21 protein-coding genes are annotated in these 22,930 nt (G+C 48.0%); 2 read left to right on the top strand and 19 right to left on the bottom strand.

Annotated features, from left to right (window positions below; all coding sequences use genetic code 11):
- Nucleotides 1–35 precede the first annotated feature (35 nt).
- The 15 genes from BQ9893_RS02045 to BQ9893_RS01975 form a co-directional block, all read right to left on the bottom strand.
- The gene (locus BQ9893_RS02045; protein ID WP_075964514.1) at nucleotides 36–1,130 is read right to left on the bottom strand and encodes a chorismate transformation FkbO/Hyg5 family protein; all 1,095 of its coding nucleotides are present in this window, start codon (nucleotides 1,128–1,130) and stop codon (nucleotides 36–38) included.
- Nucleotides 1,127–2,902 carry a YncE family protein gene (locus tag BQ9893_RS02040; RefSeq protein ID WP_075964513.1) on the bottom strand — a complete coding sequence of 592 codons (1,776 nt, stop codon included), beginning with the start codon at nucleotides 2,900–2,902 and terminating at the stop codon, nucleotides 1,127–1,129. Before BQ9893_RS02040 ends, BQ9893_RS02045 begins: the two co-directional genes overlap by 4 nt.
- Nucleotides 2,899–3,717 carry an IclR family transcriptional regulator gene (locus tag BQ9893_RS02035; protein WP_075964512.1) on the bottom strand — a complete coding sequence of 273 codons (819 nt, stop codon included), beginning with the start codon at nucleotides 3,715–3,717 and terminating at the stop codon, nucleotides 2,899–2,901. Before BQ9893_RS02035 ends, BQ9893_RS02040 begins: the two co-directional genes overlap by 4 nt.
- A gap of 164 nt (nucleotides 3,718–3,881) precedes the next feature.
- A complete protein-coding gene (locus BQ9893_RS02030) occupies nucleotides 3,882–4,976 on the bottom strand; it encodes an ABC transporter permease (RefSeq protein WP_075965361.1) in 1,095 nt (364 codons plus the stop codon).
- Between the two features lie 5 nt (nucleotides 4,977–4,981).
- The gene (locus BQ9893_RS02025; protein WP_075964511.1) at nucleotides 4,982–6,073 is read right to left on the bottom strand and encodes an ABC transporter permease; all 1,092 of its coding nucleotides are present in this window, start codon (nucleotides 6,071–6,073) and stop codon (nucleotides 4,982–4,984) included.
- A 30-nt stretch (nucleotides 6,074–6,103) separates the two neighbouring features.
- Nucleotides 6,104–6,841, bottom strand: a complete 738-nt coding sequence (locus BQ9893_RS02020; RefSeq protein ID WP_075964510.1) for an ABC transporter ATP-binding protein — start codon at nucleotides 6,839–6,841, stop codon at nucleotides 6,104–6,106.
- Nucleotides 6,842–6,843: 2 nt separating this feature from the next.
- Complete coding sequence (locus BQ9893_RS02015) at nucleotides 6,844–7,767, bottom strand: ABC transporter ATP-binding protein (RefSeq protein WP_167369828.1); 924 nt, start codon at nucleotides 7,765–7,767, stop codon at nucleotides 6,844–6,846.
- A 16-nt stretch (nucleotides 7,768–7,783) separates the two neighbouring features.
- Nucleotides 7,784–8,674, bottom strand: coding sequence for an HlyD family secretion protein (locus tag BQ9893_RS02010; protein ID WP_075964509.1), 891 nt, complete (start codon nucleotides 8,672–8,674; stop codon nucleotides 7,784–7,786).
- Between the two features lie 669 nt (nucleotides 8,675–9,343).
- Nucleotides 9,344–10,666: a TolC family protein gene (locus BQ9893_RS02005; protein WP_075965359.1), complete on the bottom strand. Its 1,323-nt coding sequence runs from the start codon at nucleotides 10,664–10,666 to the stop codon at nucleotides 9,344–9,346.
- Nucleotides 10,667–10,683: 17 nt separating this feature from the next.
- Entirely contained in the window at nucleotides 10,684–11,328 is a 645-nt protein-coding gene (locus BQ9893_RS02000) for a TetR/AcrR family transcriptional regulator (RefSeq protein ID WP_075964508.1), read from the bottom strand.
- Between the two features lie 122 nt (nucleotides 11,329–11,450).
- Nucleotides 11,451–12,449, bottom strand: a complete 999-nt coding sequence (locus BQ9893_RS01995) for a glycoside hydrolase family 43 protein (protein WP_075964507.1) — start codon at nucleotides 12,447–12,449, stop codon at nucleotides 11,451–11,453.
- A 106-nt stretch (nucleotides 12,450–12,555) separates the two neighbouring features.
- Nucleotides 12,556–13,761, bottom strand: coding sequence for an L-serine ammonia-lyase (locus BQ9893_RS01990; protein ID WP_075964506.1), 1,206 nt, complete (start codon nucleotides 13,759–13,761; stop codon nucleotides 12,556–12,558).
- Nucleotides 13,762–13,820: 59 nt separating this feature from the next.
- Complete coding sequence (locus BQ9893_RS01985) at nucleotides 13,821–14,951, bottom strand: acyltransferase family protein (RefSeq protein WP_075964505.1); 1,131 nt, start codon at nucleotides 14,949–14,951, stop codon at nucleotides 13,821–13,823.
- 33 nt (nucleotides 14,952–14,984) lie between these two features.
- The gene (locus BQ9893_RS01980; protein WP_075964504.1) at nucleotides 14,985–16,097 is read right to left on the bottom strand and encodes an acyltransferase family protein; all 1,113 of its coding nucleotides are present in this window, start codon (nucleotides 16,095–16,097) and stop codon (nucleotides 14,985–14,987) included.
- A 212-nt stretch (nucleotides 16,098–16,309) separates the two neighbouring features.
- Entirely contained in the window at nucleotides 16,310–16,765 is a 456-nt protein-coding gene (locus BQ9893_RS01975) for a DUF6078 family protein (RefSeq protein ID WP_075964503.1), read from the bottom strand.
- A gap of 211 nt (nucleotides 16,766–16,976) precedes the next feature.
- Here BQ9893_RS01975 and BQ9893_RS01970 point away from each other — a divergent pair, with 211 nt between their 5' ends.
- Both BQ9893_RS01970 and BQ9893_RS01965 read left to right on the top strand, forming a co-directional pair.
- A complete protein-coding gene (locus BQ9893_RS01970) occupies nucleotides 16,977–17,303 on the top strand; it encodes a helix-turn-helix domain-containing protein (RefSeq protein ID WP_075964502.1) in 327 nt (108 codons plus the stop codon).
- A complete protein-coding gene (locus BQ9893_RS01965; protein WP_075964501.1) occupies nucleotides 17,287–18,573 on the top strand; it encodes a type II toxin-antitoxin system HipA family toxin in 1,287 nt (428 codons plus the stop codon). Before BQ9893_RS01970 ends, BQ9893_RS01965 begins: the two co-directional genes overlap by 17 nt.
- Nucleotides 18,574–18,667: 94 nt before the next feature.
- Here the strand turns inward: BQ9893_RS01965 and BQ9893_RS01960 are convergent, their stop codons facing one another.
- From BQ9893_RS01960 to BQ9893_RS01950, 4 genes are read right to left on the bottom strand one after another with little or no spacing between them, the layout of a single operon-like run.
- Nucleotides 18,668–20,119, bottom strand: coding sequence for an ATP-dependent DNA helicase (locus tag BQ9893_RS01960; protein WP_075965358.1), 1,452 nt, complete (start codon nucleotides 20,117–20,119; stop codon nucleotides 18,668–18,670).
- Nucleotides 20,109–20,474: a hypothetical protein gene (locus tag BQ9893_RS21055; RefSeq protein ID WP_081415348.1), complete on the bottom strand. Its 366-nt coding sequence runs from the start codon at nucleotides 20,472–20,474 to the stop codon at nucleotides 20,109–20,111. The genes BQ9893_RS01960 and BQ9893_RS21055 overlap by 11 nt, the downstream gene beginning before the upstream one ends.
- On the bottom strand, nucleotides 20,465–21,781 hold the full coding sequence (csx2, locus tag BQ9893_RS01955; protein WP_081415347.1) for a TIGR02221 family CRISPR-associated protein: 1,317 nt from the start codon (nucleotides 21,779–21,781) through the stop codon (nucleotides 20,465–20,467). Before csx2 ends, BQ9893_RS21055 begins: the two co-directional genes overlap by 10 nt.
- A gap of 2 nt (nucleotides 21,782–21,783) precedes the next feature.
- On the bottom strand, nucleotides 21,784–22,929 hold the full coding sequence (locus BQ9893_RS01950; protein WP_075964500.1) for a Card1-like endonuclease domain-containing protein: 1,146 nt from the start codon (nucleotides 22,927–22,929) through the stop codon (nucleotides 21,784–21,786).
- Between the last annotated feature and the right edge of the window lies 1 nt (nucleotide 22,930).

The following is a 22,930-nucleotide window of genomic DNA, read 5'->3' as shown; positions in this document are numbered from 1 at the left end:
TTTTCTCTTGTTTATTTAGTTAGTAATATTTGTTCTTATTCGATGGCGATTCCTTCTATTTCGATCAACAGCTCATCCCGGCACACATCCGCCCACATATAAGATATGGGAATGTCCAGGTTATATCCTTCGAGCAACTGCCGCGCCTCTTCGTAGAAGGATTTCTCTTTCAGATAGACACGCAGCATTTTCAGTTTCGCCTTGCCGATCAGCTGGCCGATGTTTTCCATCGTGATATGGAGCTGGCGTCCGAGGCCTACGCCTACTAGGCTTTCTTCTCCGCGGATAGCGGCCGTACCGGATATGTAGACGATCCGCCGGTCGTCGAAGGTCATGCTCTTGGCCCGTTCGAACTTCGGTGTCGCTTTCTTCTGTTGGGCGGCTTCGAGGACCTGGTCCGAATAGGCATGGGCGGCTATCTGCAACTTGTTGTCGATCGGGGTGGCATAGCATCCGGGACGGGCAAACACAGCCGCATCCAAGTCGACCAGTATGCCTCCCAGGTTAGCCCCGATACCGGTAGCGGCAGGATAGCCATTGTTCCAGTTTGTCCTTCCGTAGAAATCGGCACGGGCGTTGTTGAACATCTGGTAATGCTGGTCAGGCCCGTCGAAGCGGGTGATCTGCTCGATGTAGTTCCACTGGCGGATGATGCTGTTGACGGGGAAACCTTCCCGGCGCATCACCTCTCCTATCATGCCAAAGACTTCGTTCGACTGTTGCTGGATACCGAAGTTGATCACATCGCCGTGGAAACCGCCGGCAAAGAGAAAACGGCCGTCGGCATTCTCCAGCACGACATACGGGAAACCTTCGTGGCGGCGGAAGGTGATATGATCGCCTTCATCCGCTTTGTAGCTATGGACCTCCAGGATCAACCCTGCATTCAGAGGCGGTTGGGAAACGTAGCTCAGCACCGGCTCGTGATTCCCGTAGAACTTACGGATCTTCTCGCGCAGTATGATGCGGCGGGCGACATACTGTTCGTTGTCGTTCGGCATGCCGAAGAAGGCCAAACGGAGAATCTGCTCGTCTTGGGGCAACTGCGCCAGCAGGGCGTCTACCATCTTGTCGAAGGCTGCCAGTCCGGTCGTATAGATATTGTAATGTATTTTATCGCAATAATTCATAAAGAGTTCACATATTCGGTTAATGCTTCGATATCTTTCTCTGAAACTTTCTTTTCGATGCCGTGTTTATGGACGCTGAACACTTCTTTCATGGTGGCTGCACGCCCGTCGAACAGATAAGGAGCCGTACGCCATACTTCGCGCAAAGTCGGGGTGTCCCAGCCTTTTTCGAACTCGATATCTTCGCCTATACGGTGGTATTTCATGTCCGTATAGTAAACACCGCTATGGCATTCCCCGCATTTCAGCTTTTCAAAAACCTTCTGCCCTTCCTTTGCCAAATCGGACAGCTCGCCGTTCACCAGATAAGGACTGGGCACGGGGCGAAGCGATTTCAAATAGGCATCCACACAAACGGCGTCTTCTTCGGAGACGTCATAGAACTGGATGAAGTTAAAGCCGGCCCGCACAGCCCGTTCCGCATGTTCACGGATACCGGAAATCATGTTGGGAGGAGTCACATGGCTAAAGAGCAGGCTCTTGCAGTTCTTGGAATTGCCGACACCGTCGTTCATCAAGTCCCAGTTCATGCCGTCCGTACGGGCATCTCCGGGGTGGCAGCCGTTACAACTCTGCCAGTTCTGGAAGCAGTGCGAAGCATCGTTAAAGTAGCGTTCGCCTTTGTTTTCGGCTGTCTCCTCGCGTCCGGGATTCAGCTCGACCGCTGTCACTCCGTTCGTGTTGATATCCATTATGTTCAGGACATCGGCAAAGTAGGTCGGGATTATCAGCTTGTCACCGTCCAGGATCATGCTGCGAGGGCCGTTTCCTTCCAAGGGGACACGTTCGCGAAGGCCGTAGAGAAAAGTCAAGTCGTAATCCAGCATCGCCTTATTGGGATAGTTCAGGAATTTCTCCAACATCGCCTTATGGTCGATCACGCTGACTTCGTGTGTTCCCGAATGGGAGATGAAAACGGACTCGTCATTGCAGGCAATGCTCCAGATACCAGCTGCACCACGTTCGGGTTCATCCACGACGATGGCTCCCAGGAAGTCCTGCTTCTCGACATCGATCACGCTGAATGCGCTCGTGTTCATCCATCCCTGCTGCAACTGCGATGTAGGAACGGTGAAACGTCCTAAGTTGTGCGATACATATATATACTTGCCGTCGGGAGTGATACAAATTCCACGGAGGGCATTGCTGCCGTTTGCCAGCCGGATGTCTTTCACCTTCGTGAAGCCATCCATCTCGATCACGGATACGCAGGCAGCCACATAATCGAGGTCTGCCCGTTGGGCCGGCAGGAAGTTCGTTACGAACATGTATTTGCCATCTTTGCTGAACACGGCAGACTTCGGTTCGCGCAAGACCTTTACCGTACGCACCACCTTCCGCGCAACCGGATCGACTTCGGAAATGGTGGTCTGGAACTGATTGCATACATATATATGTTTCTTGTCCGGACCGAACATCGGATGGCATGCTCCCGAACCGGTCGGAATGGAAGCCTCCACCCTGCCCGATTCGAGCGACAGGATCTGTAAGTGGCCTGTCGTTCCGAATGTCGTCACATACGCCTTGTCGCCATCCACGAGGATACCCGTGGGCGCTTCGTCCATCGGGAAAGAACGCAACAACGCTTTGCCGTCAGGCGAAAAAACGTCAACACGCTTAACGCCTTTATCTGTCATCAACAACTCACCTTTCGCATTCGTCGCGACATCAGTCGGGAAGAACGGTGGGTTGCCTGCTGAAGCAAAGGAGATGCAACAGCAGGCAAAACAAGCCACCAGAGAGTTTTTAAACATGTATTTTCGTGTTTTCATGGTATATTATATTTTTTTTGCTTTATATATCCTAACTCAAGAGATATCGTCTGAGCCACTTTCTTTATGCAATCGGCCGAAGTCCGTACGACCTCTTTCGACAGCCGGTCCTTCGGGCCGGAAATCCAGATTGCCCCACAAGGATAGCCCGTATAATTAAAGATAGGCGTCCCAATGCAAATCACACCGTTCAACTCTTCCTCATTATCCAAGGCATAGCCCAATTTCCGGACTCTCTCAAGTTCCTCCAGATAAGCATCACGTGTAGTAATAGTCCGGGCGTTGTAGCGTGTAAACTCCATATAAGACAAATACCGGTCCCGGACTGTATTCGGCAGATAAGCCATGATAGCCTTTCCCGGGGCCGAACAATGCAAATCGAAAGATTTCCCCGGCGAGAGGACAAAACGGAACGTATGATGTCCCTGGGCCTGCTCGATAAAGATACCTTTCCGGTCTCCCAACACGCCGAAACAAGCTGTCTCTTTCACCTGATCGCGCAAATCACGCAAACGAGGCAGAACCGTTTCCAGCAAATTGTGCTCATTCAACGATCTGAACCCCAAAGTTAGTAATTTGCGGGACAACTTGTATCGTTTTGTATCTTCATTATAAATCAAATAGTCCAAACGCACCAACGTATTCAAAATACGATAGGCCGTAGTTTGGGATATATCAAGATCCGACTTGATTTCCTGAAGCGTCTCACCCTGGGTGCGAAGCGACAAGTACTCAAGTACGGCAATCCCTTTTTCGAGATTCGGGACCTTGTAGTTCTCTTCTGCTTTTTCCATATTTGGAACAACGCTTTTCATATTTGAAATATTGTTTCAGATTTGGATCAAATATAAAAGAGTATGAAGAAAGAATGGCAGAATGTTTGTAAAAATTGGTTAAGTATGTCGTAAAACACATTATAGTTGAAAGGTGAAAGTTGAAAGTTGCTTCGCGTTGCTATTTGCATTTTCACTTTCACCTTTCAACTCTTCTTATAGCTGACGATAGCCAATATGTTAAAGAACAGGGCGAACAGGCAAACAGCTATGAAGTGGCCGGTGAGGTCTGACAAAGTGCTGCCTTTCAGATAAACCATCCGCATCACTTCGACCAGATAGCGGAGCGGATTGAAACGCGTCAGTTCCTGTGCCCAGACCGGCATACTGCTGACGGGGGTAAACATTCCGCTCAGGAGGACAAATATAATCATAAAAAAGAAAGCCGTAAACATGGCCTGCTGCTGGGTGGACGAGACGGACGAGATAGCCAGGCCGAAACCGGTGAACGCCATCAGGTAGACAGCCGCAAACAGATAGATGATCCCCATATTGCCTACCGGCAGCAATCCGTAGACCAACCAGGCGATACAGGTGCCTATCGTGAGCAGGATCAGCCCGATAATCCAGAACGGGATCAGCTTGGAGAGCAGGAACAGGGCTTTCGGGACAGGCGTCACGTTGATCTGTTCGATCGTCCCTTTCTCCTTTTCGCTCACGATGTTCAGGGCGGAAAGGAAACCGCCGATAAGCGTCAGCAGGAATGCCATGATACCGGGAACCATGTAGTTCTTATAATTCAGATGCGGATTGAACAGGTTCGTGACACGGATTCCGTCTCCTCCACCGGCCGATACGGGCAAAAGGTTTTTCTCCTGATTGAAATCCTGGATGATGGACGCGAGGTAGGAACTGCCTATCCCTCCTTTCGTCCCGTTCACAGCATTGGCGGCTATCAGAAGCTCGGCCGTTCCCTCCCGCCCCAACCGTTCTTCGAAACGGGACGGTATCTCAAGGATGATATCGGCGGCATTGCTTTCGATGGAAACCAAAGCCTCGTCGTAGCGGGGCGAGACATCCGCCAGGCGGAAGTAGCCGGAAGACAGGACCTTGTCCGTCAGCCTGCGGGAAAGGACGGAATGGTCGTTGTCGACGATGCTCAGATTGATATTCCGCATCTCGAAATTAGCGGCAAAAGGAAGAACCATCAACTGTATGACCGGCAAAAGGAAGATGATACGGGGCAGGAACCGGTCCCGCTTGATCTGTTTGAACTCCTTCTCCAATAAGTATTTCAGCATCCTCATCATAATCGTATTTTAAAACGTTTCACACTCAAGCCTATCAGCACGACAACCATCAGGGACAGTATGCCTATTTCCTGCAGGACGGAACCGAGGCCCAGGCCTTTAATCATGATATCTTTCACGGCGATGATATACCATTTGGCCGGTACGATATTGGATATGACTTGCAGTATCTCCGGCATATTCTCGATCGGGAACACCATCCCGCTAAGCAATATGACGGGCAGCATCAGGACAACGGCACTGATCAGCATGGCGGCCTGCTGGGTGTCGGCTATCGTCGAGATCAACAACCCCAGGCACAACGCCACCAAGGCGTAGAGGACGGAAACGCCCACTAACAGCAACAGGCTGCCGTTGATCGGCACATCCAGAAGGAAGTACGACAAAGCCAGTATGGTGGCTATATTCACTAAGCTCAACAACAGATAGGGAGTCGCTTTGGCCAGAATGATATAGACCGGCTTCAGCGGAGAAACGAGAAGCACTTCCATCGTCCCTATCTCTTTCTCCTTCACGATCCCGACGGAGGTCATCATGGCACAGATCAGAATCAGGATCAGCCCCATGACACCGGGCACGAAGTTGTACGCCCCACGAAGCTGGGGGTTGTAGAGCAAAGAAATTACCGGCACAATTCCTTTGCCAGTTGAAAGGTGAAAGGTGAAAGGTGAAAGTTGCTCAACTGCTATCTGCGTAGCATACGCAGATAGCTGCGTCGCTTCGTTCGGATCGGTCGCGTCGACCAATAGCTGGATTTCGCTTTCACCTTTCACCTTTCCCCTTTCAACTATTAAAACCATCCGGACTTTACCCTGACGGAAAAGGGCCCGGCCCTCTTCTACGTTATCGATCATCTTATAGAGCTCGAAATACTCGCTGGCGACAAAATGGGAAATCATCTTCTGCGTCACCTCGTCCCGGCTCTGGTCCAGGATTGCGATAGGCACACACTTGATCTCCGTCGTAATGGCATAGCCGAAGAGGATGATCAGGACGACAGGCATCAACAACAGGATCATCATCGTCCGCTTGTCACGGAAGATGTGGATAAATTCCTTTCTAACAAAAGCGACCAAAGGACTTTTCATGCTTATTCTTTAATTTTCAATTCTCAATTATCAATTTTCCGTTCTCTTCGCTCTCCGTGCCAACGCATGGAAGACTTCGTTCATATTACCGGCCTTGAAAGACGATTTGAGGGCGGAAGGGCTGTCCAAGGCTTCGATCTTACCGTCTACCATGATGGAGACACGGTTGCAATACTCCGCCTCGTCCATATAGTGGGTGGTGACAAAGACCGTAATGCCTCGTTCGGCAGCCTGGTAGATCAGCTCCCAGAACTGGCGGCGGGTGACGGGATCGACACCTCCGGTCGGTTCGTCCAGGAAAACGATCCGGGGTTCGTGGATGATGGCGACGGAGAAAGCCAGCTTTTGCTTCCAGCCCAACGGCAGGGCATCGACCAAGGTGTTCCGTTCGTTCTCCAGGTCAAGAACCCGGAGCAGCTCGTCCGTCTTCGCTTTCAGTTGCTTCTCGGACAAGCCGTAGATACCGCCATACAAGCGGATGTTCTCCCAGACCTTCAGGTCTCCGTAGAGGGAAAACTTCTGGCTCATGTAGCCGATATGCCGTTTGATCTGTTCCGTTTCCTTATAGATATCGAAACCGGCGACCTTTCCCGTCCCGGAGGTCGGTGTCGAAAGGCCGCACAACATACGCATGGCAGTCGTCTTGCCGGCTCCGTTCGCTCCCAAGAAACCGAAAATCTCCCCCTCGCCTACCGCGAAGCTGATATGGTCGACGGCGGTAAAGGAACCGAAGCATTTCGTCAGTTTATCTGTTTCTATTACATTCATAATCATAAAGCCATAAAACAATCTTCTATACCTGGTTTTATCGGTTCGATGCCGATATCCGCATGTCCTTTTGCCGTCAGGAATGCTTGCAGATCCTTGCGGAAGACGGCTTCTCCTTCTTTATCCACCACCTCCTTGCGAATGGAGAAATGATGCGCGTCTCCGAAAGAGAAACAGGAGTCCGCATCCGGATATGTTCTGAGGTCGAGCAACAGTTTGTACATCGAAGCCGACCGGACGGCATACAAATATTTGTCGAACGTAGCGCGGATGCCTTCCGGCGTATCGACCGACAGGCAACGTCCGCCACGCATCAGCGCGATACGGTCGCAACGGGAAGCCTCGTCCATATAGGGCGTCGAAACCAGAATCGTGATCCCTTGCCTCTTCAACCGGTCCAGCATATCCCAAAACTCCACACGCGAAACAGGATCGACACCCGTCGTCGGCTCGTCCAAGAAAAGGACATCGGGCCGATGGATCAGCGCACAGCTCAAGGCCAACTTCTGCTTCATCCCGCCGGAGAGCTTCCCGGCTTTCCGTTTCTTGAAAGGCTCTATCTGGACATAAATATCCCGGATCAGGTCGTAGTTCTCCCGGACAGTCGTATTGAACACGGTAGCAAAGAAGTTCAGGTTCTCTTCCACCGTCAAGTCTTGATAAAGGGAGAAACGCCCCGGCATATACCCTACCCGCCAACGGATCTCCTTATAATCGCGTACGACATCCAGTCCGCAGACCGAAGCCGTACCGCTGTCTGCCAGCAGCAGGGTGGTCAGTATCCTGAACAGCGATGTCTTGCCCGCCCCGTCCGGCCCGATCAGCCCGAAGAGCTCCCCTTCGCCGATGTGCAACGAGATGTCCTGCAAAGCCCGAACCTCCCCATAAGCCTTATTTATATGTCGAATATCAATCTCTCTCATCATTGTCAATTCTCAATTGTCACTTAAAAAGGACTTCCCCATATTGTCCGATCTTCAAATAGCCATCGTTCCTGACAGCTATCTTGACGGCATAGACCAGATTGGCCCGTTCGTTCTTGGTCTGGATTCCTTTCGGGGTAAATTCCGACTTTTCGGAAATCCAGGTGATCGTGCCGGGATATTCCTTTTGTCCCTTTTCTCCGAAATCGGCAAAGACACGCACCCGCTGCCCGAGTTTCAACTGCGTAAGCTGTTCGGCGGTAGGGTAAGCGCGAAGATACAGCAGATCGGTGTCGGCTATCTTATAAAGAGGCTTGCCGGCAGCCGTGACTTCGCCCGGTTCGGCATATTTAACGAGGACAGTGCCGGACTGCGGGTTGACGATGCGGCTTTTCTGCAACTGGTCGTCCAGCTGCATGATCTGGTAGACGATGCTTTCCGCTTCGGCATCCGCCCCGCTCGTCGTTTTATGCAAGGTCGAATATTGGGCATCCAATTGCTTTTGCAGCACCTTAATGTTGTTGACGATGTCATCGACCTGTTTCTGGTTGCCGGCTTTCGCCTTTACCAGGTTCTCCATACGCTGCTGTTCGCTCCGGGCGACGGCGATCTGCTGTTCGAGGGAAGCGATCTGTTTGCGGATATCCGGTTTGCGGATGTCCACGCTACGGAGGCCCGCTTCGAGTTGCTTCTTCCGGAGGTAAAGCTGCATACTGTCCACATAACCCAACACGGCGCCCGCTTCAAGCCGGTCGCCTTCCTGCAGGTTCAGTTCCATGATCTTCCCGTTCGCCTCCGAAGAAACGATTATTTCGGTGGATTCGAATGCTCCTGTGGCATCGAAGTCGTTCTTGTTGCCACTGCAAGCCGACAGAGCTAACGCTAAACTGAATAAAAGAATCGGTTTCATATTGATTGATGTTTAATTTCAATTATTTATTTGTTTGTCTGTTACTTTTGGCTTGATCCCAAAGTAACCAAAAGATCAAGGCTCAACCGGACGGGCTACTCCGGGCGAAGGCTACGCTGTCGCCTGTGGAGCGGGCTTTGCCCGATACCCTAGATTTTTTTTCGTTGGGTCGCATCCAACTTTCTTTTTTCGTTGGATTACATCCAACTGTTGTTCTGTTACTTTTGGCTTGATCCAAAAGTAACCAAAAGATCAAGGCTCAACCGGACGGGCTACTCCGGGTGAAGGCTACGCTGTCGCCTGCGAAACTCGCTTCGCTCAAACAGCGCAGGCTCCGGACGCTACGCCTTCACCCTCCGCTTTACGCCCGTCCGCTTAGGCCTTTCCTAAAAAGCTCCGCTTTCTCCTATGATTGCCGATACCGCCTGTTATATAGGTGTCGGTATCGGCAATCCCCAAAGAGCCGTTCCGGCTCTGCTCCCGGCCTAAGCTGGCGAGCGTTAAGCGCAGTGACCGCAGTGAGCGCCCGGAGCGTCTGCTGTTTGAGCGAAGCGAGTTTCAGACGCGACAGCGAACGAAGGGAACGAAGTAGCTCGTCAGCTTAAGCCTTGACTTTTTGGTTACTTTTGGATCAAGCCAAAAGTAACAGACAAACCTTGATCTTTTTGGTTACTTTTGGGTCAAGCCAAAAGTAACATTATGATTATAGATTGATTGCAACTGTTGTATCCGGTGCGTGGCAGCCGCCTGGCGGGCCAGGTCTTCGGAGTTGATCTCGTGGATGAGGTCGGTGACGGAGATCACGCCGTTCGCCAGCTTGGCTTCGGCCGCCTTCTTGATACTGGAGCGGAGGCGGATGATCTCATCGTCGGCTTTCATCAGTTCGGTCATCTTCCTGATCTCCGTGTTCTGCTGTGTCAATTGGAGACGGGTATTGAAGAGGAATGTCTCCCGCTCAACTTCCACCGCCCGGCGGTCCGTGGCAATCTTCCGGCGATCGTTCTTCAAGGTATATAATTTACCCATGTTCCAACTCAGACGGACACCGGCGATGTAGAACGGATTGAAACTGTCTTCCAGCATATTCAACCCCGGACGGCCGTAACCGCCCTGGAAGAAAGCACCGATACGAGGCATCAGCCCGGCGGTCAACTGTTTGTTCTGCAATTCGAGCAACTCGCTTTGGGCATCCAACGCACGAAGCTCCGGCCGGCTGATCACAGGCGACAACGAAGGAGCCTCCGGCAGCGAAGGGACTTCCAGCACGAACGCCCCGCTATCCGGACGGCCGATCAAGGCCGCCAGCATCTTGCCGTAGGCCGAACGGGCGGCTTTCAACTCTATCGCCTTCTGGCGGGCGTTCAACAACTCGACTTCCATGCTTTCGCGGTCGGACAGGTTGGCAACGCCATTCTCCATCATGGCCGAGATACGGTCGATATTGAGCTGCAACTCTTTCTGGAGCAAACCGTTCTGACGGATCAGTTCGTCTTGCAGGAGACAGCCGAAATAAAGCTGGTTCACCCGGTCGTTCAAGGCATAGAGGTTGCTGTTCAGTTGTTCCCGGTCGGCCGTTGCCTGTGCTTCCGTCAACCGGCGGGCGGAACGGATCACGCCACCGTCCCAGATCGTCTGGTTCACTTCGGCCACGACCTGATACTGGTCCTTGCTGAGTGTCGGTATCTCGATTCCGGGAATGATTGCCGACAGCTTGTCGGCATCGAACGGCAACTTTGTCACGTCGCTCTGATACGTCGCTTTCGCATTGACCGAGAGCTGTGGCAGCCAGCCTTTGGCGGCATTGGACAGGTTATACTGTTCGGTCTGTTCGATCAGCCCGTACCGGTGTATCTGCGGATAGTTGGCATGCGCCCATTCGTAGCACTCGCCCAACGTTATACGCTCCTGTGCCCCCGCTCCTTCCGCCACAAGGGGAAAGACGAGCAACACAAAGGCTAACCGTTTCCATCCATTCAAGTTCATTCGTTTCATATATGTATATTCTCCTCTCATTCGTCCTCCACCTTCGGCCGGTCCGGAGTAAGCAACCGGATCAACACTTCTTTGATAAATGTACCGCGTTCCTGTAAAAAGACTTCAAACTTCCGGGGATCGCCTTCAAAGAAGACATTCGTCAACGGGTTTCTCGCCAACACAGGAAACACGACCAGGCTCATTAGCGTAGAAACCAAATAAACCAAAGGTATCTTTCTCAATATTCCTTTTTCCATTTCCTCCAACATTTGTTCCCGTAACCGCAGGAACAGTCCAAGGCGTTCCGGCTCTTTCAGAATGACTCTGTATAGATGATCCGGGTCCCGGTTGAACTCATTCACCACAAAAATCGGGAAAGAGGGATTGGCATGGACGATCATCAGGTATTGGTCTACAATCCTGGGAATTTTCTCCAAGCAGGACACAGGCTCGTTCACGATCATCTCTATATTAGGCAACAATACTCCCATCAACCGGCCGAAGATAGCGTCGAAAAGCATCTCCTTCGTCCGGAAATAATAATGCAAGGCCGTACGGCCGAGGCCGACTTCAAGAGCGATATCGCTCATCTTGGTCGCCTCATATCCTTTTCGGACAAACACCCGCTTCGCTGCTTCGATTATCCGGCTTTCCATGTCCTGAAGTTCTTCTGTACTCATCGCTGTAATGTTATTAAATATTTTATCACTCGTGTCTGACACATGTGTCAAAAGTAGTACAAAAAAACAGGAGTGCAACAGCTACACTCCTGTTTTAATATCTTTTAGCGATTAAATCGTCCTTACTTACCTATTGTACGGGCAGGAACACCTTCGAAAGTCATTTTAACAGGATTTATGAATCCGTTCTCATCGAAAGTCATCCGGTCGATACAAGTCACACGGTGGTCGCGGGTATTGTCGTTCAGCGGACGACGATGGTAGACGATGTAATAATCTTCGGAATTCGGGACATGCATAACCGAATGATGTCCGGCACCTCGCGCTATCGTCGAATCTTGCTGGAGAATCGTGGCGACACGGTCGAACGGCCCGAATGGCGAATCGGCAATCGCATAAGCGACACAATAGTCGGGACCGGTCCACCCTCCTTCGCTCCACATGAAATAGTATTTGCCGTTCTTCTTGAACATGAACGGACCTTCCACATATTTGTCAGGTGTCACCTCCTTATAGACCGTTCCGTCTTCAAAAGGAACCAGCCCGGTGAAGTCGTCGTTCAGAAGGACGACATTGCAATGTCCCCAACCTCCGTAATACATATAGTAGCGACCGTCGTCGTCATGAAAAACGAACTGGTCGATCGGCTGCGCCCCGTTCACGATCTCGTTGATAAGCGGTTTGCCTAACAGGTCCTTATACGGGCCTTCCGGGCGGTCGCTGACGGCAACCCCGATTCCTCCCACTTCGCCTTCATGCACGTCGTTGGCTCCGAAGAAGAAATAATATTTGCCGTCCTTATGGATGATAGACGGTGCCCACATGGCTCTCTTCGCCCATTTCACGGCAGAGGTGTCGAGCACAGACGAATGCTTCGTCCAGTTCACGAGGTCTTTGGATGAAAAGCAGTCGAAATGGGTCTGTTTCTCATACGCATCACTCCAAGTCGGGAAAACCCAATAGGTATCGTCGTAAATGATTCCTTCGGGATCGGCATACCAGCCCTCGAATATCGGATTACCACTGGTCACGACATCGGCAGCGGCCTCCTGTTGTTGTTTCGGCTGCCCGCACGAAACCAATGCGGCAGCACACAATAGCAGATATAAACTTCTTTTCATTTATGAGTTAGAATTTTCATTTATGATTTATGATTTATGATTTATGATTTATGATTTATGATATGTTTTTCTTTAATAAATCATAAATCATAAATCATAAATCTTCTCATTTCCGTTCCATATTCTTAGCCAGCCCGCCCTCGGATGTTTCCTTATAGAGGCTCGGCAGGTCGTTTCCGGTCTGGCGCATCACTTCGACTACTTGGTCGAAACTTACCCGGTGCTTGCCATCGGAGAAGTTGGAGAAAGTATTCGCATCCAACGCACGGGCTGCCGCAAAGGCATTACGTTCGATGCAGGGTATCTGGACCAGTCCGCAAACAGGATCGCACGTCAGCCCCAAGTGGTGCTCCAGCCCCATCTCGGCCGCATACTCGATCTGGGCAGGCGTCCCGCCGAACAACTGGCTGGCCGCCGCTGCCGCCATCGCACAAGCCACACCAACCTCTCCCTGGCATCCTACCTCGGCCCCGGAAACGGATGCATTCGTACGCACCACATTGCCGAACAACCCGGCAGTCGCCAACGCACGCAAGATACGGGAATCACGGAAATCGCGAGACTCTTTCAGGTGATAGAGCACGGCAGGCATCACACCGCACGAACCGCAGGTCGGAGCAGTCACGATCTGGCCTCCGCAAGCGTTCTCTTCGGAAACAGCCAATGCATACGCATAGACCATCCCGCGGTTTTTGATGCTGCTGCCATAACCTTTGGCACGGATCATATAGTCGGACGCCTTACGACGGATTCCCAGGCCACCGGGCAAAATGCCTTCGGTTTCGAGCCCGTTATGGACCGCCTGTTGCATCACATCCCATACTTCGGCCAGATAATCCCATATCTGCGGACCTTCGCACTGTTCGACATATTCCCAGTAGGAATAGCCGGTTTTCTCACACCAGGCTTGTATATCCTTGATGGTATGCATTTCGTAGACCTGCCCTTGTGTCAACTCGTTGTAGGTTTCGTTTGCCAGCGTTCCGCCGCCGATACTGTAAATCGTCCAGTTTTCCAACTCCTTGCCGCTTTCGTCAAACGAACGGAACTGGAGACCGTTCGGGTGGAAAGGCAGGAACACCTTCGGTTCCCAGATGATGTTGGTTTTGGCTACCGGACTGAGCACTTCGAGAATGGCTGCATCCGTCATGTGTCCCTTGCCTGTGGCTGCCAGGCTGCCATAGAGAGTGACATCAAACCGCGCTGCGCCCTGATTACGTTCCAAGAACATCCGGGCAGCTCGCATCGGCCCCATCGTATGGCTACTGGACGGTCCGTGGCCGATCCGGTATATTTGCTTGATTGATTCCATCGGTTTATGATTTATGATTTATGATTTATGATTTATATTTTGACACACCTTCATTCCTCTCACACTTTCAAAAATATATTACGTTTATAAAGCAGCCACAAAATTACATAAATTATCAACGCGTTCGACGTTGCAATCAAAGCCGGATAATAATTTCCTATATATTGTTCGAGACCATGGAAGAGGGATGTTCCTATACTTCTGAAACTAATCACGTTAGCCAACATGTAAGCCACGATCGAATTCATGCCGTAGACTTTCAGCCAGGTCAGATTCTTCCCGTGTCCCTTATAATCGATCCAATAATAGAACACACCCATCAGCAGGAAGCAGTAGCCGCTGCTGACCAGCACCATCGAACTTGTCCATATCTTCTTGATCACCGGAAGCTGCAATCCCCACAGCCAGCCCAAGGCAACCATCGCCACACCGATGCCTAACAGCCATTGCCATTTACGTTTCCGGTCCATCGCGCTTTTCAGGATATGTCCGGCAAAGAGTCCGGTCAGCACCGTCACTCCGAAGTTCAGGCTGCTTAATATCCACGTATAACGATAGGATTCGGCAAACACGACTTGCCCGTTCTCGACCACGGCTGCATCCCGGAACCGCCCCAACACGGTGCGGTCCACCCATTCGGCCAGGTTTCCGTCGGGCGTGTAGTTACCGCCTCCGTAGCCATCGACCGTAATGAACTGCATCGCCCCCCAATAGACCAACAAGAGGACGACCGCCGCCCCGATCTGCACGGAGAGCCGCACATGCAGGAACAGCATGGCCGCGATCAGGTAGCCCATCGCAATCGCCTGCAAGGTGTTCGAATAAAGATAAATCCGGTCAGGGTCCAATCCCAACAGGTTCCCCTGACACATCATTCCGAAGATCCAAAGCAATATCACGCGTTTGACGATACGGCGGTAGACCGCCCCTTTATCCGGCATCGCCTTATAGCGGGAAAGGGCAAAGGGCATCGACACGCCCGCCATGAACATGAAGAGCGGCATCACCAAGTCCCACGAAGAGAAACCCTCCCATTGCACATGAGAGAAGCACCACAGAAAGTCGTCATACCACGCCGCATCTATCGCACGTCCGAGAGGATGCAGAATGCCTTCCAAAGCCACCAGGCAAAACAAATCGAAGCCACGCAACACGTCGAGCGACTCCAGGCGTTTATAAGCAGGTTTCATTATGATTTACAATTTATGATTTATGAAATCTTCTCACACTTTCAAGAAAATACGCTGACGATACAGGAAGTAGAGGAATCCCCAACAAACAGCGATGTAGCCGATCGAACCGATCAACGGCCGGACGGCCTCCGGCATCAGCCCGGCAAGCCCCCCGAACAGGGCGTCGGAGGTGAAAGAGAAGTTGATGAACTCCTGGGCCAGATAGATCGTGATGGAATTCACGCCGATCACCTTGAAGAAGAACGTCCATTTACGCCACTCCAACACGTCGACAATGTAATAAAACAGGGCGAACATCCAAACCGAATAAGCTCCGACGACACAGACGAACGAACTGCTCCACAGCTTTTTGTTGATCGGGAACACCAAGCTCCACAACAACCCTGCCACCAGCAACAACGCACCGGCCAGCACCAAGCCTGCCACCTTCCGCTTATCCGTCAGTCCTTCTTTATGCAACTTGATGAACTCGCCCGTAAACATTCCCAACATAGCCGTCACAATTCCCGGTAACGTGGACAACAACCCTTCCGGGTCAAAAAATCCTTGATGTAAACGCCCCGGCAACAACAAACGGTCCACATAGCCGACCCAGTTACCTTCCAACGTGAACGGCCCGGCTTCTGCTCCCGGCACAGGGATAAAAGCCATCCAAACCCAATAGCCGACCAAGATTGCCCCGGCTATCCACGCCCGGACAGAAGTGCGGAAATGTACGAACAACAAGGCGGCAAACATCCATCCCAACCCGATACGCGCCAAGACACTGGCATAGCGAAGATTCGTAAAGTCAAACTGCAACAATCCGTTATAGACACATCCCAGCAACACCAACGTCAGACCGCGGCGGATGATCTTCTTATAGATATCCGACTCGCTCTTCCCCTGCTCCCGCTGCTTCTCCAAAGAGAAAGGGAACGAGATGCCGGCGATAAACAGAAACAGCGGAAAGATCGTGTCGTGCTGTGTCAGCCCGTTCCACTTCACATGATGCATCTGATCGGCTATCGCCTGAAAAAAAGGATTCGGAAACAACGTTGCCAACGCAACGAAAAGGGAAGCCCCTCCCATAATAAAGAACATATCAAACCCTCGCAGGGCATCCAGCGACAGCAACCGCCGGGACTGTTTTTGTTTTTCCATATACACAATGTCTTTTTGAGTTAACTATATCGATTGACGGATACAAATATAGGGCTTTTTCCAACACAAGCAACTCCCGTAAGAGACCGAATCTTTTCAGAAACCTCAAAATGTTTCACCCCTCTCCAAACAGTGAAAATAAATTTTCCACCGCATGAAAATTTATTTTCTACCTATGGAAAATTTATTTTCATGCAATGGAAACCTTTTTTTCATGCCGTAGTATCAGGATTGCATTCCCAACCGAAATTTTCTTCATACCGGTCAAACACCGGCTCTCCTTCGACACCGTACCGGCGGAGCAGGTCGTGCACATATTGCTGGCCTTCGGGAGTGAAACAACGCTCCTTGCGTTTCAGCCGGTAAAAATGAGTAGTCCCGAAATACTCCCTCATCTCCCTCCGTATCTCCTTAGCCTCGCGATAAGGAATATTGTCCAGCAGATGATCCATGCCGTATGCGTTTCTCAGCGGACTGTCATCCATGAACCCGCAACAATCGCCATCGGGAACAACACGCTCCGGATTGACCACCCTCACCGCCCAGGACTCTTTCGGAATATAGCGCGACGCCTGATAACGCAGACAGGTAGAAGCACGCCGGCATTTCCCGTCAAAACAAAACGCAAAATCATAAGGAACCAAAGAATAATCCAATTTGTCTAACATAATATAATGTATTGGTATCATACAAAGGTACTCACAGATCCGCCGGAAAGCAAACATTTATCCAGCAAAAAGATTTGCCTGCCCAAATCATGTCATACGAAAAAATCAAATGAATGATTTCTTACATAATCAGAAGAAACCCCACACATAGTAGTAATATATGGATATTATTTTGTATTTTTGCAATTAAATAGTAATATTCTACCACGTTATGAGTGATGCAGATTATGTAACCAACCAAGATATTATGCTACTTTTGGCAAAGCGCATAAAGGAGTACAGGCTTGCTGCCCGGATGAGCCAAAAGGAAATGGCGGAGAAATCCGGTGTGAGCCTTGCCACAATAAGCCATTTTGAACAGGGAGTCAATCAAAACATGACCCTAAACAATTTCATATCCTTGTTGCGGATAATCGGCATGGAGAAACGCGTCTGTGATTTGCTGCCTAAATTACCCATGCCGCCACTGGCACTGAAACAGCTAAACAAATTAATCCCTAAAAGAGTAAGGAGAAACGAGAATGATACAAAATCTTGATGTCTTTTTGTGGAATCGGAAAGTTGGCACACTGGTAGCCTATAAGGAAAAATATACTGAAAAGGTATGTTTTTATTTCGACGGCGACTTTATAAAGGGTGGTTATGACATCGCTCCATTGCAAGCCCCAATAAATGGTGTAACCGTCCAGCGCGGATTGCCTGTTTATGCGGAGGACGACAAGAGCTTCTGCGGCCTGCCCTCTTTCATAGCCGATTCACTGCCTGACCATTGGGGAAATAGGATATTTAATGAATGGGCAAAAGTGCATCATATAAAATCCCGTGACCTGTCATCGCTCGACCGTTTGGCCTACATCGGCAGGCGAGGAATGGGAGCGTTGGAGTTCATACCTCCTGCCGCAGAAGAAATGGAAAAACCGTTTAAAGTGGAAATTGCCGACCTGTATAGGCTTGCCCGTGCTGCCTTGAACGAAGCTAAGGACTTCAAAGCGAAAATGCAGCCAGACTTGATGATCGAGAGCCTGTTCAAGGTGGGAACATCAGCCGGTGGCCGTAGAGCGAAAGCGATCATTCATATGAATAAGGAGACCTATGAGTGCTATTCGGGACAGGTAAATGCTCCCACATCCGGTTTCACCCCAATGATAATCAAATTTGATGAGCATCTTGACCTGCCGACAACACGTATTGAATATAGCTATTACTTGATGGCGCAGGACGCAGGGATGGAAATGATGCCATCGATGCTTATTGAAGGAGAAAAGGATGTACATTTCCTGACAGAACGGTTTGACCGCAAAGGAAATGAGAAAATTCATATCCAGACTTTAGCAGCAATGAATCCGGTAGCAGACAGTTATGAGTCTCTGTTTGAAACCGCTTGTCGTATTGGTATCATGCCGATGGAAATGCAACAACTGTTCCTGTCCATGACCATGAATGTGCTTGGAGGAAATGTGGATGACCACAATAAGAATTTCAGTTTCATGATGGGACAAGACGGGGTGTGGCATATTACCCCTACCTATGATTTCACATTCTTGGTCGATCCGTCGGCTCCGGGATACGTAAATCGTCACTGCTTGAGCATAAACAACAAAAACTCAGCCTTTAAACGTGGAGACTTACTCGAGATAGCCAAAAAATACAATATAAAAGGAGCCGACTCTCTCATAGAAAAGGCAATCGGTGTTGTCAGCGACTACCAGCGATATGCGGATATAGCGGGGGTTGATGCCTATTGGAGCCATCAAATAAAAGAAGAGATGAACGACCGTATTGAGATGTTATCAGATTTCGGGGAATAAAATTACAGGGAATGATATACTGAAAATGTACAAATGAATACAGGGTACCCACCAAGACTGCTCTTGTTTCCCATATTAATTATATATCTAAATACTATTGAACATAAAAATCATCCACTATATGCAATGTGTTTCGTGCACGAGTCATAGCCGTATACAACCACTGGTATGTAGCCGCTTTCGGTTCTCTGGCAATCCGCCTCGGAATATCTAAATAAACTTCTTCCCACTCCCCACCTTGTGCCTTATGGCAAGTTAGGACATAACCGAACACAACTCTAAGGGCATTCAGATATGGATCCGTCATCATTGCCTTATTGAAAGCTTCGCTCTTTTGCCTAATTCCTTTATCTCTCATGCGGATAAAGAAATCAATAAACAGTTCTTTCTGTTGCGTTTGCGTCAAATTGGTCACCGAATCATACACGATGTTTTCTATCATTAACTGAGAATAGACAGTCTTGGTAAACAATTCTTCCACCTTGACATAAACAAAAGTCAAACCAGCTCTATCCCGCCTTGTACCGATCTCTATTATCTTTACCATGTCTCCATTCATCAGTCCGGAAATATAGTTGTTCTGTGTGACAAGCAACAAATCGCCAACTTGTATCTGTTCAGTATGAAATCCCAAAGAAGGTCTGATGATACGTGTCAATTCCATACACGCTTTATTCGACTGCGTAAGCATCGTAACCGCATTGTACCCTTTCAGTTTGATATCTTCGATATAGGCGCTCAACAAGTTAAATTGAGAGGGATACAAACGAATATGCTCATACCCGCGTAAAGGGAACCGGCCCCACGTGCAGACCGGAGGGTGCACATACAAAGCACGCATTTTCTGAGCAGACAGTATCAAATCATTTCCACTATCTTGGCGTACAATCGCGGTCAGTTCCATCTTTTCAACTGGTATATCGTAAGTCTTCCCTATATATTCGGATGATAATGCAGGCGAATTTTCCTGCAATATCGGTGGCAACTGACAAATATCTCCGACAAAAACGAATTTTCCTTTCGGATCAAAAGCCAACAGGTCCGCTAATAAACGTCCACTCCCGAAACAGGCCTGTGTCGCATTCTTGTCAACAACATCCGAAATCATGGAGGATTCATCTACGATGTAATATTTCGACTCTCCGGAATACTCCCCAACCGGAACCAGCGAAAAATTCAACAATAATTGCACGGATTTATCCATACCGTTCTTTTCTCGCTGCGCCACCAATTTGTCCATATTCTGATTCAAATCATCAAACTTATAAATCAAACTATGTACCGTAGAGGCGGAATGTTTCGTTGCATTCGACAATATCTTGGCAGCCCTTCCCGTTGATGCCAACAAGGAAAAAGGTAGATTACGCCGTTCCAACTCCCCAATAAACACTTTCATCATTGTCGTCTTCCCTGTACCAGCATATCCGCAAAGAATAAAAATTCTTGCTTTTTTGTCTCGAATAAACTCTACTAACGCCTCCAAAACACATTGCTGATTGGCTGTCAATACCAAATTATCTTTCTCTGTCTTTTTCTTAGATTCCATATTGCCTGAACCGAACAAAATTAAAGAATACCTCCTTATGCCCCGGCTCCTCTTCTTGCACAATCCTTTCCGAAGTCGAAGCCACACACACAAATCCAGCCTGTTGTAACAACCGGACCAATGCAAACGAAAAACACATCTCTCCCATCACATGAAACACATCCCGCTTTGGATCATAACGCGAAACAATATCACCAACATATTCCTTCGCCAAACAAGCAACAATCTCTTCATTCGCCATCGCCGATACTGAAGGAAAAGGTATATCGACAATATCACCACCATAATGCCGAGCAGCTCCCAATTGCTCAGCAGACCAAGTATGAGAGGGATGGTTGGATAGGTTTATGAACATATTTCCTTATTCTCAATCATAGAAAGAATAATATCCAAACGTTCTCTCAAATTATTTATCAACCCTGTTCGTTTTGTCGGACAAGAACGCATACCTGCATGGTTGTAATCATTTCTCAAATTAGTTGTAACCATGAATGTTGAAGCCAAAACTTTTATACAACTATTATGCAACATTTTTTCTATTAATTGCGCTTGCTTCTCATCACAATCCCACTTTTCTTTTTCTACACCATTAATAAAAATATAGAAACTCTTATTGACTGCCTCTCTCTCTCTTTCATCAGTAATACACAAACCTTCACTCTCACAAATATGAGAAATGATTGTTTCATGCAAGATCGTAAGAGACTGTTGATACAATTGATTTTCAAAACACCATTTAGCAGCAAAATAACCATTTTTTATATTCATTGAAGGCATGAAGTTGGCAAATGAGCTTTTCAAGCAATCAACAATTGGTTTCATGGGTTCAATGATTACAGCCGATAACCGGTTAGAACATTCTAATAAATTTTTTATGTTATCGCCTTTCAAAATACTTACTCCACGACAAATATTCATGTCATCGACCACTTTTTCTAAGGCATTCATATACTGACTTAACGTTTTCGCATTCAAATCGGAACCTTTAGTTTCTTTCAATATTGGATCCAAATTTTGTTTACATAAATATTTTAACATCGACAAATTTCCATTTCTAAGAAAACTAGCTGAAGCCGAAGTCCAATCTTGTAAGTTAGATAACGACAACAAGTCAATCAAAGGAGCTTCATTGGTCTCTTTATTACGCGCCTCATAATTACCATACGTGATACTTTTCACAACTACATTCTTCAGTAATTTAGAATAATTACCAAGAACAAGTATCAACATTGGCAAATAACGAAATCCATGTGTCAAATCAAAATAAATTTCATCACCTTCTTGAATCAACGAAAACACACGTTCGAATATCGTCCATATTTCTTTCTCATCATTACCGTCAGGAATATCCTTGACCGGAATTATAGAAAAAGGGAAATGCCTTGTTTCCAATACAGATGCTAATCCCGGTTGTTGTATGGATACATTTGTTCCATATTCACAATGTCCATTATCAATCCAATTCTTTTGTTCAGCCCCTTTTGTCAAAAGAATATAAGCACAATCATCTGTAGTCCATTCCGATATAGACATCAGATATTGCAACGTTGCTTCCTGAACATAACGGACCTCATCCGATTTGAAATTATCACTCAAGCGTGTATAAAAACATTTACCATAATTACTATACCCTAAAACAGAGATAAAAACTTTCCGAGCCATATTTATTTTGCATTAATGTTAAACAATTCATTATCCAGAAGTAAAGCCAAGGCTTTTTCTGGTTGCAAATTCCAGTTTTCAGCATCTTTAAAAGAAAAAGACAATATCGCATTTTCTATACATTTTGCTCTCGCTACATCTGACAATTTTTCTTTCGTAACAAACAATCCCTTGCTACCTGTTCCGCCATACGTTTTAACTACACTTCTGAACTTATCAATATCAGTCGTTTTTGCAATTTGAGTTTTACATTCCACAAACAACAATTTAGTTCCTGTATTGACAATTATATCGATCTCATTTTTATCTAAATCCCGTTTAAACGGAAAACGACAATTCAAACATACCTCTTTTGCCTTCTCCCATGACGACAATAATTTAGCCACTTTATATTCAAACCATCCTGAATTGAATACCAAACTAATCGCATTTGGTGAAACAATATCCCAACTTTTTTTACCTTTTCTTTCATGAAACAAGGATAATATAACCTTGTCATTCTCTTTAACGGAATTTTTTCGAATCCACTCTACATAGTTTTCTTTATCCTTAAAACTACCTATCGAACAAGTCTTCAATTGATTTTGCTTTTTCGAATCCAACAATGCGACCAAAGAATTAAACGATTTCGTATTGAACAGACGTATCTCTTCTATCTTTTCTACTGCTCTATCATCTTCTTCCGTATAATCCGAAAGTTTCTTATAATTATTCTCCAATGAATTTCCATACAGACGGAACAACGTACGCATATCAAACTCAAAATCTGATAACGGTTGCATGGTTCGATAATTCCATAAGATATTATTTTGGTCCATATATACAACGGCTGCATTGGGCTGCTTATCAAAAGTAACGCCGAACAGATGCGACCACGATTTCAATCCGCTGGAAATATTCACCGTTACCTCATCATTCTCATATTTCTTTACCAACGTTTCTGCCCTACGCAAAATCTCTACCGGATTTGTCGGATCCAATGGTTGTTGCTCTTCAACCGGAATATCTATTTCCCTTTTTAAAGCTTCCACTACCTCCCGGCTTTCATCCGAATAGACAAACACAATCCTATCCGGTTTTGTCGCAACAATTCCATGATAGACAGGAGCTGGCTGCCCTCCAACCAATGTTATATGTATTTTAGCCATA

This window comes from Parabacteroides massiliensis (assembly GCF_900155425.1).
GTDB classification, from domain to species: domain Bacteria; phylum Bacteroidota; class Bacteroidia; order Bacteroidales; family Tannerellaceae; genus Parabacteroides; species Parabacteroides massiliensis.
This window is presented reverse-complemented; position numbering and strand designations above follow the sequence as displayed.

Coding starts and splice junctions, on each gene's coding strand:
- BQ9893_RS01960 (WP_075965358.1), bottom strand. CDS start 20,119: ATGGAATCTAAGAAAAAGACAGAGAAAGATAATTTGGTATTGACAGCC.
- BQ9893_RS01975 (WP_075964503.1), bottom strand. CDS start 16,765: ATGTTAGACAAATTGGATTATTCTTTGGTTCCTTATGATTTTGCGTTT.
- BQ9893_RS02000 (WP_075964508.1), bottom strand. CDS start 11,328: ATGAGTACAGAAGAACTTCAGGACATGGAAAGCCGGATAATCGAAGCA.
- BQ9893_RS02040 (WP_075964513.1), bottom strand. CDS start 2,902: ATGAAAACACGAAAATACATGTTTAAAAACTCTCTGGTGGCTTGTTTT.
- csx2 (WP_081415347.1), bottom strand. CDS start 21,781: ATGGCTCGGAAAGTTTTTATCTCTGTTTTAGGGTATAGTAATTATGGT.
- BQ9893_RS01970 (WP_075964502.1), top strand. CDS start 16,977: ATGAGTGATGCAGATTATGTAACCAACCAAGATATTATGCTACTTTTG.
- BQ9893_RS02005 (WP_075965359.1), bottom strand. CDS start 10,666: ATGAAACGAATGAACTTGAATGGATGGAAACGGTTAGCCTTTGTGTTG.
- BQ9893_RS01985 (WP_075964505.1), bottom strand. CDS start 14,951: ATGAAACCTGCTTATAAACGCCTGGAGTCGCTCGACGTGTTGCGTGGC.
- BQ9893_RS01980 (WP_075964504.1), bottom strand. CDS start 16,097: ATGGAAAAACAAAAACAGTCCCGGCGGTTGCTGTCGCTGGATGCCCTG.
- BQ9893_RS02025 (WP_075964511.1), bottom strand. CDS start 6,073: ATGAAAAGTCCTTTGGTCGCTTTTGTTAGAAAGGAATTTATCCACATC.
- BQ9893_RS21055 (WP_081415348.1), bottom strand. CDS start 20,474: ATGTTCATAAACCTATCCAACCATCCCTCTCATACTTGGTCTGCTGAG.
- BQ9893_RS01965 (WP_075964501.1), top strand. CDS start 17,287: ATGATACAAAATCTTGATGTCTTTTTGTGGAATCGGAAAGTTGGCACA.
- BQ9893_RS02035 (WP_075964512.1), bottom strand. CDS start 3,717: ATGAAAAGCGTTGTTCCAAATATGGAAAAAGCAGAAGAGAACTACAAG.
- BQ9893_RS02015 (WP_167369828.1), bottom strand. CDS start 7,767: ATGATGAGAGAGATTGATATTCGACATATAAATAAGGCTTATGGGGAG.
- BQ9893_RS02020 (WP_075964510.1), bottom strand. CDS start 6,841: ATGAATGTAATAGAAACAGATAAACTGACGAAATGCTTCGGTTCCTTT.
- BQ9893_RS02030 (WP_075965361.1), bottom strand. CDS start 4,976: ATGCTGAAATACTTATTGGAGAAGGAGTTCAAACAGATCAAGCGGGAC.
- BQ9893_RS02010 (WP_075964509.1), bottom strand. CDS start 8,674: ATGAAACCGATTCTTTTATTCAGTTTAGCGTTAGCTCTGTCGGCTTGC.
- BQ9893_RS01990 (WP_075964506.1), bottom strand. CDS start 13,761: ATGGAATCAATCAAGCAAATATACCGGATCGGCCACGGACCGTCCAGT.
- BQ9893_RS02045 (WP_075964514.1), bottom strand. CDS start 1,130: ATGAATTATTGCGATAAAATACATTACAATATCTATACGACCGGACTG.
- BQ9893_RS01995 (WP_075964507.1), bottom strand. CDS start 12,449: ATGAAAAGAAGTTTATATCTGCTATTGTGTGCTGCCGCATTGGTTTCG.
- BQ9893_RS01950 (WP_075964500.1), bottom strand. CDS start 22,929: ATGGCTAAAATACATATAACATTGGTTGGAGGGCAGCCAGCTCCTGTC.